The sequence below is a fragment of the Blastococcus jejuensis genome (assembly GCF_039534705.1).
Lineage (GTDB): Bacteria > Actinomycetota > Actinomycetes > Mycobacteriales > Geodermatophilaceae > Blastococcus_B > Blastococcus_B jejuensis.
On sequence record NZ_BAAAVV010000001.1, the window covers coordinates 714,666 to 728,855 of the forward strand.

Annotated in this window: 15 protein-coding genes; 6 read left to right on the forward strand and 9 right to left on the reverse strand. The window is 74.1% G+C overall.

The annotated features are described in order from the left end of the window. The first annotated feature begins 2 nt into the window (after positions 1-2). Positions 3-2,102, forward strand: coding sequence for a PTS fructose transporter subunit IIABC (locus ABD644_RS03460; protein WP_344687111.1), 2,100 nt, complete (start codon positions 3-5; stop codon positions 2,100-2,102). 44 nt (positions 2,103-2,146) lie between these two features. Continuing rightward, a complete protein-coding gene (locus tag ABD644_RS03465) occupies positions 2,147-2,407 on the forward strand; it encodes an HPr family phosphocarrier protein (RefSeq protein WP_344687112.1) in 261 nt (86 codons plus the stop codon). Between the two features lie 96 nt (positions 2,408-2,503). Here the strand turns inward: ABD644_RS03465 and ABD644_RS03470 are convergent, their stop codons facing one another. Genes ABD644_RS03470 through ABD644_RS03480 form a run of 3 tightly spaced genes read right to left on the reverse strand, consistent with a single transcriptional unit; the run spans position 2,504 to position 5,043 of the window. Then, complete coding sequence (locus ABD644_RS03470; protein ID WP_344687113.1) at positions 2,504-2,965, reverse strand: SRPBCC family protein; 462 nt, start codon at positions 2,963-2,965, stop codon at positions 2,504-2,506. A 60-nt stretch (positions 2,966-3,025) separates the two neighbouring features. Next, positions 3,026-4,330, reverse strand: coding sequence for a sensor histidine kinase (locus ABD644_RS03475; RefSeq protein WP_344687114.1), 1,305 nt, complete (start codon positions 4,328-4,330; stop codon positions 3,026-3,028). A gap of 41 nt (positions 4,331-4,371) precedes the next feature. Continuing rightward, entirely contained in the window at positions 4,372-5,043 is a 672-nt protein-coding gene (locus ABD644_RS03480) for a response regulator transcription factor (protein WP_344687115.1), read from the reverse strand. 135 nt (positions 5,044-5,178) lie between these two features. On the opposite strand from ABD644_RS03480, the gene ABD644_RS03485 reads away from it, so the two are divergent. Both ABD644_RS03485 and ABD644_RS03490 read left to right on the forward strand, forming a co-directional pair. Then, a complete protein-coding gene (locus ABD644_RS03485; RefSeq protein WP_344687116.1) occupies positions 5,179-5,511 on the forward strand; it encodes a PepSY domain-containing protein in 333 nt (110 codons plus the stop codon). Further along, positions 5,495-6,253, forward strand: a complete 759-nt coding sequence (locus tag ABD644_RS03490) for a hypothetical protein (RefSeq protein WP_344687118.1) — start codon at positions 5,495-5,497, stop codon at positions 6,251-6,253. Before ABD644_RS03485 ends, ABD644_RS03490 begins: the two co-directional genes overlap by 17 nt. Before the next feature lie 4 nt (positions 6,254-6,257). Here ABD644_RS03490 and ABD644_RS03495 read toward each other — a convergent pair whose 3' ends face one another. The 5 genes from ABD644_RS03495 to pdhA are packed head-to-tail and all read right to left on the reverse strand — an operon-like array spanning position 6,258 to position 11,450. Further along, on the reverse strand, positions 6,258-7,421 hold the full coding sequence (locus ABD644_RS03495; protein WP_344687119.1) for an AGE family epimerase/isomerase: 1,164 nt from the start codon (positions 7,419-7,421) through the stop codon (positions 6,258-6,260). Further along, positions 7,418-7,786: a hypothetical protein gene (locus ABD644_RS03500; protein ID WP_344687120.1), complete on the reverse strand. Its 369-nt coding sequence runs from the start codon at positions 7,784-7,786 to the stop codon at positions 7,418-7,420. The genes ABD644_RS03495 and ABD644_RS03500 overlap by 4 nt, the downstream gene beginning before the upstream one ends. A gap of 4 nt (positions 7,787-7,790) precedes the next feature. Continuing rightward, complete coding sequence (locus ABD644_RS03505) at positions 7,791-9,323, reverse strand: dihydrolipoamide acetyltransferase family protein (protein ID WP_344687121.1); 1,533 nt, start codon at positions 9,321-9,323, stop codon at positions 7,791-7,793. A 4-nt stretch (positions 9,324-9,327) separates the two neighbouring features. After that, positions 9,328-10,308, reverse strand: a complete 981-nt coding sequence (locus tag ABD644_RS03510; protein ID WP_344687123.1) for an alpha-ketoacid dehydrogenase subunit beta — start codon at positions 10,306-10,308, stop codon at positions 9,328-9,330. Beyond that, positions 10,308-11,450 carry a pyruvate dehydrogenase (acetyl-transferring) E1 component subunit alpha gene (gene pdhA, locus ABD644_RS03515; protein ID WP_344687124.1) on the reverse strand — a complete coding sequence of 381 codons (1,143 nt, stop codon included), beginning with the start codon at positions 11,448-11,450 and terminating at the stop codon, positions 10,308-10,310. The genes ABD644_RS03510 and pdhA overlap by 1 nt, the downstream gene beginning before the upstream one ends. Before the next feature lie 218 nt (positions 11,451-11,668). On the opposite strand from pdhA, the gene ABD644_RS03520 reads away from it, so the two are divergent. Together ABD644_RS03520 and ABD644_RS03525 are read left to right on the forward strand one after the other, a co-directional pair. Further along, positions 11,669-12,142: an Lrp/AsnC family transcriptional regulator gene (locus ABD644_RS03520; RefSeq protein ID WP_344687125.1), complete on the forward strand. Its 474-nt coding sequence runs from the start codon at positions 11,669-11,671 to the stop codon at positions 12,140-12,142. A gap of 98 nt (positions 12,143-12,240) precedes the next feature. After that, positions 12,241-12,846 (forward strand): hypothetical protein, encoded by a 606-nt coding sequence (locus ABD644_RS03525; RefSeq protein ID WP_344687126.1) that lies wholly within the window; start codon positions 12,241-12,243, stop codon positions 12,844-12,846. Positions 12,847-12,849: 3 nt separating this feature from the next. On the opposite strand, the gene ABD644_RS03530 is transcribed toward ABD644_RS03525, so the two are convergent. Continuing rightward, positions 12,850-14,172, reverse strand: a complete 1,323-nt coding sequence (locus ABD644_RS03530; RefSeq protein ID WP_344687127.1) for a serine hydrolase domain-containing protein — start codon at positions 14,170-14,172, stop codon at positions 12,850-12,852. Positions 14,173-14,190 lie beyond the last annotated feature (18 nt).

Genomic DNA, 14,190 nt, shown 5'->3' on the forward strand with positions numbered 1-14,190 from the left:
CCATGCCCGCACTCATCACCACTGACCTGGTCGCGCTCGACGCCGACCTGGGCGCCGACAAGGGCGCGGTCGTGCGCCGGCTGGCCGAACTGGTCGCCGCCGCCGGCCGAGCCACCGACGCCGACGCGCTGCAGACCGACGTGCTCGCCCGGGAGGCCCAGGCCGCCACCGGGCTGCCCGGCGGCATCGCGATCCCGCACTGCCGTTCGGCCGCGGTCACCGAGGCCTCCCTGGCCTTCGCGCGGCTCTCACCGAAGGTCGACTTCGGCGCCCCGGACGGCCCCGCCGACCTGGCGTTCCTGATCGCCGCGCCGGCGCACGGCGACGCCGACCACCTCACGCTGCTCACCGCCCTGGCCCGCGCGCTCGTGCGGCCGGAGTTCGTCGCCTCGCTGCGCGCCGCGGCGTCGGACGAGGAGATCGTCCGGCTGGTCGACGAGGTCGTCTCGCCGGCGCCGGAACCCGCCGCCGCGGCGTCGCCCGCCGCGTCGGTCCCGGCCACCGCTGCGGCGCCCGCCGCTCCGCGGAAGAGCGTCGTCGTCGTCAGCGCCTGCCCGACCGGCATCGCGCACACCTACATGGCCGCGGACAAGCTGACCGCCGCCGCGCAGGCCGCCGGCGTCGACATCCACGTCGAGACCCAGGGCTCCTCGGGGTCGACCCCGCTCGACCCGGCCGTGATCCGCGCAGCGGACGCGGTCATCTTCGCCGTCGACGTGGGCGTGCGCGACCAGCACCGCTTCGCCGGCAAGCCGCTCGTGCAGAGCGGCACGAAGCGGGCCATCAACGAGCCCGACGTCATGATCCGCGAGGCCCTGGCCGCCGCCGACGACCCGAACGCCCGCCGCGTGGCCGGCGGTGGGGCCGGAGCGGAGGCGGCGGCGTCGTCGTCGGCCGGCGGCGCCCGCACCGGTTCCGAGATCCGGCGCTGGCTGCTCACCGGCGTCAGCTACATGATCCCGTTCGTCGCGGCCGGCGGTCTGCTGATCGCGCTGGGCTTCCTCTTCGGCGGCTATCAGATCGTGAACGCCGACCCCTCGGGCGAGGGGCTGTCCTTCGCCCGGACCTGGGTCCTGAACAACTCGTTCTTCGACCTGCCGGTCGCCCCGGACCTCGAGGGGCTCAACGGCGGCTTCCTCGGCTACCTCGGCGCTGTCTTCACCGTGCTCGGGCAGGCCGCCTTCGGCTTCCTGGTGCCGGCCCTGGCCGGGTACATCGCCTACGCGATCGCCGACCGCCCCGGGATCGCGCCCGGATTCGTCGTCGGCGCCGTGTCGGTCACCCTGGACGCCGGATTCCTCGGCGGCCTGATCGGCGGCATCATCGCCGGCCTGGCGGCGCTCTGGATCAGCCGCTGGAAGCTGCCGACGGGAGTGCGGGGTCTCCAGCCGGTCGTGATCATCCCGCTGCTGGCCACCGTGATCTCCAGCGGCCTCATGGTCGTGGTGCTCGCCCGGCCACTCGCCGCGGCACTGAGCGGGATGGGCGACTGGCTCAACGGGCTCAGCGGATCGTCGGCCATCCTGCTCGGCATCATCCTCGGCCTGATGATGTGCTTCGACCTGGGCGGGCCGGTCAACAAGGCGGCGTACCTGTTCGCCACCGCGGGGCTGTCCGCGCAGACCAGCGGCTCGCTGGTCATCATGGCGACCGTCATGGCAGCCGGGATGGTGCCGCCGCTGGCGATGGCGCTGAGCACGGCTCTCCGCCCGAAGCTCTACACCCCGGCCGAGCGGGACAACGGCAAGGCGGCGTGGCTGCTCGGGCTGTCGTTCATCTCCGAGGGTGCCATCCCGTTCGCCGCCGCCGACCCGCTGCGGGTCATCCCGTCGATGATGCTGGGCGGCGCGACCACGGGCGCGATCGTCGCGGTCGCCGGCATCGAGGCGCGCGCCCCGCACGGCGGGGTGTTCGTGTTCTTCGCGATCACCAGCTTCCTGGTGTGGCTCCTGGCGATCGTCGTCGGAGCGATCGTGGGCGGCATCGCGGTCACCGTCGCGAAGAGCATAGGCCGGCCGAAGGTCGAGGAGGTCCCCGAGGACGCCGTCGACCTGGCCCACGCCCACGTCCCCACGCACGCCACCCAGCCGGCAACCACCTGACCGGGCATCCTGCCCACAGCGTCCCTCCGCAGGAAGGAAGACACATGCCCAGTCAGACCGTCACCGTCGGGTCCCGGGTCGGGCTGCACGCCCGCCCGGCGGCGCTGATCGCCGAGGCCGTCAGCAAGTCCGGTGTCCCGGTCACGCTCGCGACGCCCGGCGGCATGCCGGTCGACGCCGGCTCCCCGCTGATGCTCATGACACTCGGCGCCAAGTGCGGCGCCGAGGTGGTCGTGACCAGCGACGACCCGGCGGTGCTCGAGCAGATCGCGGACCTGGTCAAGCAGGACCTCGACGCCGAGTAACCCGAGACCCCAGGACGACGGCGCCCGCCCCCTCACGCGAGGGGACGGGCGCCGTCGTCGTCCATGGTGGTCAGCCAGGGCCGGCCACCATCGCCCTCAGCTGGGGCGTTCGACGTCCCCGCGCCAGGCGCCGCTCTCGGTGCCGCGGCTCTCGATGAACTCCTTGAACTTCTTCGCGTCGGCCTTGACCTGGCGGTCGTCGAAGCCCAGCGCCGCGCCGGCCTTCTCGACCAGGCCCTCGGGCTCCCAGTCGATCTGGATCATCACGCGGGTCTTGTTCTCGTCGAGCCGGTGGAAGGTGACGACGCCGGCGTGCTTGGCCTCGCCTCCGGTGCTCGTCCAGGCGACCCGCTCCTCGGGGTGCTGCTCGGTGATCTCGGCGTCGAACTCCCGCTTGACCCCGTCGATGTTCGTGACCCAGTGGGTGTGCGTGTCGTCGAGCTGGGTGATGCGCTCCACCCCGCCCATGAACTGCGGGAACGACTCGAACTGCGTCCACTGGTCGTAGGCGACCCGGATCGGGACGTCGACGTCGACGGACTCCTGCACGCTGGCCACTGCTGGCTCCTCTTCGCTCGTGAACTCGGTCGTGCACCACCTACCCCGCCGGTATGCAGGTCACACGGGACGTCCACCCGTCCGGGCGACGGGGAGCCGCAGCACGAACCGCGCGCCGCCCGGGACCGTCAGGTCCAGTTCGAGACCGCCCCCGTGCCGCTCGGCGACGTCCCGCGCGATGGCGAGTCCGAGTCCGGCCCCGCCGTCGCCCGCCGACCGCGCGTCGTCGAGCCGGGTGAACCGCTCGAACACCCGGCCGGCGTCGGCGGGCGGGATGCCGGGGCCGTCGTCGGTGACGGTCAGCACCGCCGTGCCCGACGGCTGCTCGCGGAGGGTCAGGACGACGGCGTCGCGCGCGTGCCGGACGGCGTTGTCGAGCAGGTTCCGGACCGCCCGCTCGAGCTGCTCGGGATCGCCGACCACCTGGACCGGCCGCACGTCATCGGCGTCGACCCTCGGGTCCGACCGCGCCCGGACGACGCGATCGACGACGTCGTCGAGGTCCACCGGCACCGCCCGCGCCGGCGCCCCCGCATCGCCGCGCGCCAGCAGGAGGAGGTCCTCGACCAGCCGCTGGAGCGCGGTCACCTCGGCGAGCACGCTCGTCGCCGTCGCCGTGGGATCGGCCGAGCCGGGGTGCGCGGCGTCGACCTCGAGCTCGGCGCGCATCCGGGCCAGCGGGCTGCGCAGCTCGTGCGAGGCGTCCCCGACGAACCGGCGCTGCTCCTCGGCCGAGCGTTGCAGCCGGGCGAGCATCGCGTTCATGGTCCGGGCCAGCCGGGCGATCTCCTCGGCGGTGGCCGGCTCGGGCACCCGCTCGTCGAGGCGGCGGCCGGTGATCCGGTCGACCTGTGCCCGGATGCCCTCGACGGGGCTCAGCGCCCGCCCGACCGCCCACCACACGAGCGCGGCGAGGACGGCGGCGCTGAGCGGGACGCCGATCGCCAGCCCGCGGACCAGCGCGACCGTGCTCTCCTCCACGTCGTCCAGCGGCGCGGCGACGACCACCGTGGCCGGGCCGGCCGCGCGGGTGGTCAGCCGGCCGCTCCCGTCGGCGGGCAGCTCCACCGTGCGGGTCTCCCCGTCGGGCGGAGGAACGGCGCCGCCGAGGAGGGGCTCGTCCGACGGCGGCACGGACGACGTGACGGTCCCGGCGGCGTCGAGCACCTGGACGAGGACGTCGTCGCTGGCGAGATCCTCGGCGGTGACCGTGCCGCCGGCGCGCACGACCCGGGCCGCGCCGTCGGCCGCGAGGGCCAGGGTCTCGTCGACGTTCTCGGTGAGGATCGCCCGCTGGGTCAGCACCAGGGCCGCCCCCGCGGCGGCCAGGACACCGAGCACCGCCACCGCCGCCCCGAGCGCCACGCGTGCGCGCAGGGTGCGCGGACGCCGCGCGCGCCGGCTCGTCACGCCCGGGCGAGGCGGTACCCGACGCCCCGGACGGTCTGGATCGTGCCCCCGCCCGCCCGCTCGTCGAGCTTGCGGCGCAGCCGCGCAACGTAGACCTCGACGACGTTGGGGTCGCCCTCGAAAGCGTCGTCCCAGACCCCGGCCAGGATCTGCTGCTTGGACACCACCTGGCCGGCGCGGCGGACGAGGAAGGCGAGCAGGTCGAACTCGCGGGCGGTCAGCTCCACCTCTCCCGCGCCGCGGCGTACCCGCCGGGCGCGCAGGTCCAGGACCAGGTCACCGGCGGTCAGCGGTGGCGGCTCCCCGAGCGCGGCCCGGCGCAGCAGCGCGTGCACCCGGGACACCAGCACCGGGAAGGAGAACGGCTTGCGCAGGTAGTCGTCGGCCCCGGTGTCGAGCCCCTCGGCCTCGTCCAGGTCCCCGTCCTTGGCGGTGAGCATGAGGATCGGCGTCGTGTCCCCCGCGCGGCGCAGGTCGGCGCAGACGCGGTACCCGTTGCGGCCGGGCAGCATCACGTCGAGAACGATCAGGTCGTAGCCGCCCTCCCGGGCGCGCCAGAGCCCTTCCACGCCGTCCGGCGCCACCTCGACGGTGAAGCCTTCCGCGGTCAGACCCCGGCGCAGGGCGGCGGCGATCTTCGCGTCGTCGTCGACGATCAGCAGCTTCATGCGCGCGATCCCTCCGGCCCTCGCGACCATGATCACCCGCAGCGGCTGTCAGCGGGCTGAACGGGTCAGCTCCCGTTCAGGACGGGTCGCCAGCATCGGCGGCGTCACGATGACGACCCAGCAGCGGAGGCAGACATGAAGCGCAGCACGAAGATCATCGCCGGGACGGCGTTCGCCGCCGCCGTCGCCGCCGGCGCCGGGGTGGCCGCCGCCGGCGGCTCGGACGACTCCGGCGAGGGTCCCGACGTCCCGATCACCGGCGACGCCCTGGAGCAGGCCGAGCGGGCCGCCCTGGCCGAGACCGGCGGCGGCCGGGTGACCGGCACCGAGGTCGGCGACGAGGAGAGCTACTACGAGGTCGAGGTGACCCTGGACGACGGCAGCCAGGTCGACGTCCAGCTCGACGAGGACTTCGCCGTCGTCGGCAGCGACGCCGACGTGGAGGACGACGATGCGGGCGCGGACTGACCGCAGCCGGGCGGCCGCCGCGGTGCTGCTCGTGGCGGGCGCCGCGCTCGCCGGCTGCGGAGCGGACCCCGCACCGATCGCCGACGCCGGCCTGCCGCAAGGGGACGAGGCCGTGGACCTCGACCCGGCGGACTTCACCGTGGACATCACCAACCGGTGGTGGCCGATGGCGCCCGGGGACCGGTGGGTCTACCAGGAGACCGACGGCGAGGGCGGCGTCGCGCGCGTGGAGGTGAGCGTGCTGGACGAGACGTACACGGTGGCGTCGGGCATCGAGGCGCGAGTCGTCCACGACGTGGTCAGCCAGGACGGCGTCGTCGTCGAGGACACCCTCGACTGGTACGCCCAGGACGCCGACGGCAACGTCTGGTACCTGGGCGAGCAGACCGCGGAGTACGAGAACGGGCAGGTCGTCTCGACCGAGGGCTCCTGGGAGGCCGGCGTCGACGGGGCGCAGCCGGGCATCGCCGTCCCGGCCGACCCCCGCCCCGGCGTCGCGTACCGGCAGGAGTACCTGGCCGACGAGGCGGAGGACGCGGCGGTGGTGCTGTCCACCGACGAGCAGGTGCAGACCGCGACGGGTACCTACACCGGCGTCCTCATGACCCGGGAGACCACGCCGTTGGAACCCGACGTCGCCGAGCTGAAGTTCTACGCGCCCGGCGTGGGCCAGGTGCTCACCGTCCAGATCTCCGGCGGGTCGGGCCGCGAGGACCTGGTGGAGACCACCCGCACCGGCTGAGCCGCTACCGGAGCGCCTCGGCGACGCTGCCCCGCACCGGCCGGCCGGCCAGCAGCAGCATCTGGGCGAGGTGGTACGCGTCGGGCTGCCCCACCCAGGTGCCGTTGCCGACGTCTCCGGCGGGGGTGAGCTCGTGGTGCCAGCTCCCCGTGGCGGGGTCGGCGAACAGCTGCTCGCCGAGGTCGAGCCAGTCCTCCGCGAGCAACGCGTAGCCCTCGTCGGCGAATGCCTCGGCGAGCACGTGCGCGGCAGCGATCGCCTCGCAGTGCACCCAGTGCATGCGGGCCCCGACCACGGGACGGTCCGCCCAGTCGAGCGTGTACGGGAAGCCCGCGTGGCCGTCGGAGACCGTGGACGCGACCGCGAACAGGTTCCGGGCGCCGTCGGACAGCCAGGCGGGGGGCTGCGCGGTGACCGCCCGGACGTGCACCGCCAGCCGCGCCCACTCGAACAGGTGCCCGACCGTCACGCCGTACGGCCGGAACGGGTCGGCCGGGCGCTCCCGGTTGTACTCGGGCAGCGGCGTCCAGTCGGCGAAGAAGTGCTCGGGCAGCCGCCACCGGAAGTCGCGGCCCCACTCGGTGAGGACCCGCTCGGTGGTGCGCCGTGCCTGCTGCCGCAGCCGGCGCTTGCCGTCCTGGTCGGCGACGGGCAGCGCGTCGGCGGCGGCCAGGGTCGCCTCGACGCCGTGCATGTTGGCGTTGAGACCGCGGTAGTCGGACAGCCGGCTCCACCTGCGGTCCCACTGCTCGACGGCCATGCCGGCGTCGTCGTCCCAGAAGCGGTCCTGCCAGACCGCGAGCGCCTCGCCGAGCAGCGCCCGGCCGCCCTCGACGCCCGCAGTGGCCGCCGTCGATCCGGCGAGCACCACGAAGGCGTGCGGGTAGGCCGCCTTCGTGTCGTCGTCGGTGCTCGCCCGCCAGCCGCCGTGCTCGCTGTCGTGCAGCGGGCCCTCGGTCAGCGCCTCGACGCCGTGCCGGGCCAGGTCACCGGCCCCGGGGCGGCCCAGCAGGTGGGCCAGCCCGAACACGTGCGTCATCCGGGCGACGATCCACGTCTCGACCGGCCGCCCCCCGACGACCCGGCCGTCGTCGCCGAGGTAGCCGAAGCCCCCCTCGGGCAGCCGGGAACGCTCGGCGAAGGCGAGCAGCCGGTCGAGGTCGGTCACTGCGGCCTTCTGCTGCGGGCCTCGTCGACGGCCAGCCGGGCGGTCGCCATGCCGATCAGCAGCAGGCACACCAGGCGCAGCAGCCCGGCACCGATGTTCGCCCCGCCACCGGAGTCGGCCAGCGCGAACCCGTCCAGGACGGCGAGGAGCACGACCGCTCCCCCCACCACCCCGCCGGCCCGGTGCGCGCCGTCGGCCCACAGCAGGACCGCGGCGGCGAGCGCGCAGACCGAGCCCACCGCCTGGACCACCAGCGGCGCCACACCCTGCTCACCGGCCGCCCGGCCGCCGCCGATCAGGATCGCCGCACCCGTGCAACCGACGAAGACGAACAGCAGCACGAGGGACGTGCGACGTCGGTCCACCGCGTCAGAATGCCAGCGAGATCCCCGGGTCGGAGACCATGGCGCCGATGTCGGCCAGGAACCTCGACCCCAGCTCGCCGTCGATGATCCGGTGGTCGAAGGAGAGCGCCAGCTGGGTCACCTGCCGGACCGCGATCTTCCCCTTGTGCACCCACGGCATCTCGCGCACGGCCCCGAAGGCCAGGATCGCCGACTCGCCGGGATTCAGGATCGGCGTGCCGGTGTCGACGCCGAACACCCCGACGTTGGTGATCGTGATCGTGCCGCCGGACATGTCCGCGGGTGAGGTCTTGCCCTCGCGGGCGGTCGCGGTGAGGTCGCCCAACGCCCCCGCCAGCTCGGCGAGGGAGAGCCGGTCGGCGTCCTTGATGTTCGGGACGACGAGGCCGCGCGGCGTGGCGGCCGCGATGCCGAGGTTCACGTAGTCCTTGACCACGATCTCCTGCGCGGCGTCGTCCCAGGAGCTGTTGACCATCGGGTGCCGCTTGACCGCCAGCAGCAGGGCCTTGGCGACGAACAGCAGCGGGCTGACCTTGAGGCCGGCGAACTCCGGGCGAGCGCCGAGGCGGGCCCGCAGCTTCATCATCCGCGTGACGTCGACGGTCAGGAACTCGGTGACGTGCGGCGCGGTGAAGGCGCTGGCCACCATCGCCGCAGCCGTGTGCTTGCGGACGCCCTTGATCGGGATCCGCTGCTCGCCGCCGGTCCGCGCGGTGGGCTCGCCGCCGAACCCGGGGAACCCGCTGAAGTCGCCGAAGTCGCCCTGGAGCAGGGTGCCCCCGCCGTTGCGGGCCGCGACGACGGCGTCGACGTCGGCACGGGTGATCACGCCGTTCTCGCCGCTGCCGCGGACGGTCGTCAGGTCGACGCCGAGGTCCTTGGCGTACTTGCGCACCGGCGGCTTGGCCAGCGGGCGCAGCCGGCCCCGGCCGTGCGGCGCGGCCGACGACGGGGCGGCCGCCTCGCTGAGGGCGTGCGCCTCGGCCTGCCGCCCGACCTCGAGACCCCCGTGCCGCACCGGCTTGGTGGCCGCGTCGGGTGCGGTGGTCAGGAGCGGGGGATGGTCGACGGGCACCGTCGTCGTGGGTGCGGTCGCCCGCGCCGCGACCGTCTCCCCGGTGCGGCGGGGCCGGCGGCGGGCCTCGGTGGTGCGGGGGCCGTAGCCCACGAGCACGGCGGTGCGCCCGCCCGGGGCCGCGCCGCCGATGAGGCCGGCGGCCGGCTCGTCGGAGGCCGCGGGCTCAGCGGCGGGCTCGGCGGCGGGCTCGGGAGTGGGAGCGGGGGCGCTGCCGCCGCCGACGTCGATGGTGATGATCGGCGTGCCGACGTCGACCATCGTGCCGGCGTCGAACAGCAGCTCGGTCACGGTGCCGGCGTACGGGGAGGGCAGCTCGACGGCGGCCTTCGCCGTCTCGACCTCGCAGAGCGGCTGGTTGACCGTGACGGTGTCACCGACGTCGACGAGCCACTGCAGGATCTCGCCCTCGGTGAGGCCCTCGCCGACGTCGGGCAGCTTGAACTGCTTCAGGTTCGACATGTCCTCAGAACCCCAGCGACCGGTCGACGGCGTCGAGCACGCGGTCGAGGTCGGGGAGGTACTCCTCCTCCAGCTTGGACGGCGGGTACGGGGTGTCGTAGCCACCCACGCGCAGCACCGGTGCCTCCAGCGAGTGGAAGCAGGTCTCGGTGATCCGGGCGGCGATCTCCGCGCCGAGGCCGAGGGTCAGCGGCGCCTCGTGGACGACGACGCAGCGGCCGGTGCGGCGGACGGACTCGAACACGGGGTCGAGGTCGAGCGGGGACAGGGTGCGCAGGTCGACCACCTCGAGCGAGCGGCCCTCCTCCGCGGCGGCCTCGGCGGCCTGCAGCGCGGTCTTCACCATCGGGCCGTACGCCAGCACGGTGACGTCGTCGCCGCCGCGGACCACGCGGGAGGCGAACAGCGGACCCGGGGTGGCGTCGGTGTCGACCTCGGCCTTCTCCCAGTACCGCCGCTTCGGCTCGAAGAAGACGATCGGGTCGGGATGGGCGATCGCCTGCTGGATGCCCCAGTACGCGTCGACCGGGTTGCTGACGGCGACGACCTTGAGCCCGGCGGTGTGCGCGAAGTAGGCCTCGGGGCTCTCGCTGTGGTGCTCGACCGCGCCGATGCCGCCACCGAAGGGGATGCGGATGACGATCGGCATGGGCAGGCGGCCCTTGCTCCGGGCGTGGATCTTCGCGACCTGGGTGACGATCTGGTTGTAGGCGGGGAAGACGAACCCGTCGAACTGGATCTCGCACACCGGGCGGTAGCCGCGCATGGCCAGGCCGACCGCGGTGCCCAGGATGCCGGCCTCGGCCAGCGGGGTGTCGACGACGCGGTCGTCGCCGAAGTCCTTCTGCAGCCCGTCGGTGATGCGGAAGACCCCGCCGAGCTTGCCGATGTCCTCGCCCATGAGCACGACCTTGGCGTCGTCCTCCATGGCCTTGCGCAAGCCGAGGTTCAGGGCCTTGCCGATCGTGAGCGTCTGGGTGCTCATCAGTGGTCGCCCCCGTCCGCGAAGCTGGCGTGGTACTCGACGAACTCGGCCCGCTGCTGCGCGAGGTGCGGGGTCTGCTCGGCGTACACGTGGTCGAACATGCTGGTCAGCGGCGGATCGGCCATCTCGGTGGTGCCCTGGCGGATCTTCGCGGCCAGCTCGGTCTCGTCGGCCTCGACGGCCTCGAAGAAGGCGGCGTCGGCCTTGCCGCTGCGCACGAGGTAGGCCTTGAGCCGCGCGATCGGGTCACGCAGCTTCCACTCCTCCAGCTCGCTGGCCAGCCGGTAGCGGGTGGGGTCGTCGGACGTGGTGTGCGCGCCCATGCGGTAGGTGAACGCCTCGATGAAGGTCGGGCCCTGGCCCTCCCGGGCGGCGGCGAGCGCGGCGCGGGTGACGGCCAGGACGGCGAGGACGTCGTTGCCGTCGACCCGCACGCCCGGGAAGCCGAAGCCGGCGGCGCGCTGGTACAGCGGCACCCGCGACTGCCGCTCCAGCGGGACGCTGATCGCGTACTGGTTGTTCTGGCAGAAGAAGACGACGGGGGCCGAGAAGCTCGCCGCCCAGATCATCGCCTCGTTGACCTCGCCCTGGCTGGTCGCGCCGTCGCCGAGGAAGGCGAGGACGGCGTTCTCGGCGCCGTCGCGCTGGATGCCCATCGCGTAGCCGGTGCCGTGCAGGCACTGCGCGCCGATGACGACGGTGTAGAGGTTGAAGCCGGTGGCCACCGGGTCCCAGCCGCCGTTGTCGACGCCGCGGAACAGGCTGATCACGTCGAGCGGGTCGACGCCGCGGGTCCAGGCGACGCCGTGCTCGCGGTAGGTGGGGAAGGCCATGTCGCCGTCCTGCAGCGCGCGACCGGCGCCGACCTGGGCGGCCTCCTGGCCGAGGAGGGAGGCCCAGATGCCGAGCTCGCCCTGGCGCTGCAGCGCGGTGGCCTCGACGTCCCAGCGGCGGACCAGCGCGAGATCGCGGTACAGCCCGCGCAGCTCCTCGTCGCTGAGGTCGACGGCGTAGTCGGGGTGCTCCACCCGCTCACCCTCGGGCGTCAGCAGCTGGATCAGGTCGGGCTGCTGCGGCAGGTGCGGGGCGGCGGCCCCGGGTACGGGGTCGACCACCTCGGTGGCCTGGCTCAACGCGGTCACGGAATTCTCCTCGCCGTCTCCCGCGGGTGCCGGGGTGACCGGCGCCCTCGGTGTGTGGACGTCTCGTGGCGGCCGGGGTGTGGTGCCACTCACACATGGTGACACGACCACCCGGTGCGACGACAACACCACCCCGATATCGATCTGCGCAAGATCCCTCGGAATGATTGCGCAGAAGACGCAGTAGTAGGACGTCCTCGCATGTCAGACTGAGCAACATGGCCGATGTCGACGCCACCGATGCGCGGCTGCTGCTCGCGCTGGGCGAGGATCCCCGGGCGAGCGTGATGGCGCTGTCGCAGCGGCTCGGGCTGGCGCGCAACACCGTGCAGGCGCGGCTGACCCGACTGGAGAGCAACGGGGTGCTCGCGCCCTTCGACCGGCGGGTGCGCCCCGAGGCGCTGGGCTACCGGCTCGGCGCCTACGTGACCGTGCAGGTGGTGCAGCGCAGCCTGGCCGAGGTCAGCCGGGGTCTCGCCGACATCCCCGAGGTGCTCGAGGTGACCGGCCTGTCCGGCGTGGCCGACCTGCTGGTGCACGTGGTGGCCCGCGACGCCGACGACCTGTGGCGGATCAGCGAGCAGCTCCTGGCGATCCCCGGCGTCCAGCGGATCGACACCGCCCTGGCGCTGCGCCGGTTCGTCGACCACCGCATGGGCCCGCTGCTGGAGAGCGCCGCCGGCGAGGCGTAGACCCGGGGCCAGATCTGCACACTGGCCCGGTTCAGGCGCCTGAGGTGGGCCAGTGTGCAGATCTCGCCTCGCGGGGCCGGATGCGACATGCTCCGGCCGTGCGTCGCGGAATGGTCACCCTGCTGCTGACGGCGCTGCTCGCGGTTGCCGGGCTGCTGGTCGCCGCACCCGCGCAGGCGTGCAGCTGCGCCGAGGCCACGACCGCACAGCACTTCGCCGACGCCGACGCGGTGTTCACCGGATCGCTGCTCTCCCGCGACGTCGACCACCCCGACTGGCCGGTCATCGGCAGCGGTGACCCGGCGCTGCTCGTGTTCACCGCGCACGTGGTGTTCAAGGGTGAGGTGCGCGAGGCGCAAGGCGTGGTCACGGCGTCGTCGAGCGCCAGCTGCGGGCTGGAGCTGTCGGGCAAGGGCCCGTTCGTCGTCTTCGCGACCAGCGATCCCGATCTGCCGGACGGCCAGTACCGAGCGGGCCTCTGCGGCGGGACCGCAGAGCTCGACCCGCTCGTGGTCGGTGAACTGGCCGACCTGACGAACCTGACGACGTCGACCGGGGCCCCCGGAGGGCTTCCCCTGGAGGGCGAGGCGGGGACGGAGCAGCCCGGCGGCCCGGACCTGCTGCTGCTCGGGCTCGGTGCGGCGGTGGTGCTCGCGGTCGGCCTGGGGAGCGCCTGGTTGCTCCGCCGCCGTCGCGGCGCGTGAGGGCTACTGCCAGCCGTGCTCGTGCACGCCGCCGGGCACCGGCGCCTCGGGGTCGTAGGGCGTGCGCGTGAAGATGAACGTGTCGAGGTCCAGGTGGTCCTCGGCGATCCGCAGCGTCTCGCCGGCGAAGTAGCCGTCCAGCCCAACCCAGGTGCCGTCGTCCCGCGGGGAGAACCGGCTGGCCCGCCCACTGCGGCCCGGCAACGGGCCCAGGTGCAGCAGGTCGCTGCCCACGGAGCGCAGCACGTAGGGCGACGGGCCCCAGAACCAGACGCCGAGCCGCTCCAGCGGCAGGGGTGAGGGCGCCGGCGTCCAGGGCTCCACGATCCGCGGCTCCGCGGCCCGCAGGTCGGTCAGCAGGCCGAAGACCAGCGGGTCCACGCCCGAGGTCGAGTTGGTCAGGGACACCGCGCCGATCTGCTCGTCGCGGTCGACGAACACCCCGGCCAGGAAGCCGGGCATCGAGCCGCCGTGCCCGACCAGCGTGCACCCGTCGACGCGCAGCACCTGCAGGCCGAGCCCGTAGGAGGCCCAGCCCGCAGCCGAGGAGTCGACGCCCGCCGGGACGGTCATCTCCTCGAGCGTGGCGGGGTCGAGCACGCCGGCGGTGTCGCCGAGCAGGAAGGCGCCGAACCGCCCCAGGTCGGTCAGCGACGCCCAGAGCTGGCCGGCCGCGGCCATGACGCCGGCATGGTGCTCGGGCTCGGCGAGGACGACGTCGGCCCACGGGTGCACCGCCCGGCCCTCGGCGGCCGGCTCGACCGGGCGCGGGGTCGTCCGGGTCATGCCCAGCGGGGCGAGCACCTCGGCGGTGACGGCGTCCTCCCACGAGGTCCCGCGCAGCCGCGCCACGAGCTCACCCAGCAGCCCGAACCCGAGGTTCGAGTAGTGGAACCGGCGGGCGGCACCGAGGACGACGTCGGACGGCCCCAGCCCCAGCTCGCCGAGCGAGCCGCCGGGCGTGCGCTCCCACCAGCCGCCGGGGCTCTCGGCCGAGGCACCGGCCAGGTGGGAGAGCAACTGACCGACCGTGCGGTCGCCGAGCGGCGTGCCCGGCAGGTGCTCCTCGAGGTGGTCGTCGAGGTGCAGCCGACCCTCGTCGCGCAGCCGCATCACGACGACGGCGGTCACGGTCTTGCTGATCGATCCCAGCCGGTACTGGACGTCGGCGTGCGGCTCGGGCACCTCACCCCGCGCGGCCGACCAGGCCAGGCCGCCGTCGCGCACGACCCCGGCGACCAGGCTCGGCGCCCGCCCCTCCCGCTGGGTCCGCGCCGTGCGGGCCAGGAGCAGGCGGGCGGTGGAGGGCAGGACGGGCTCGGGCATGACGGGGACCGTATCCAT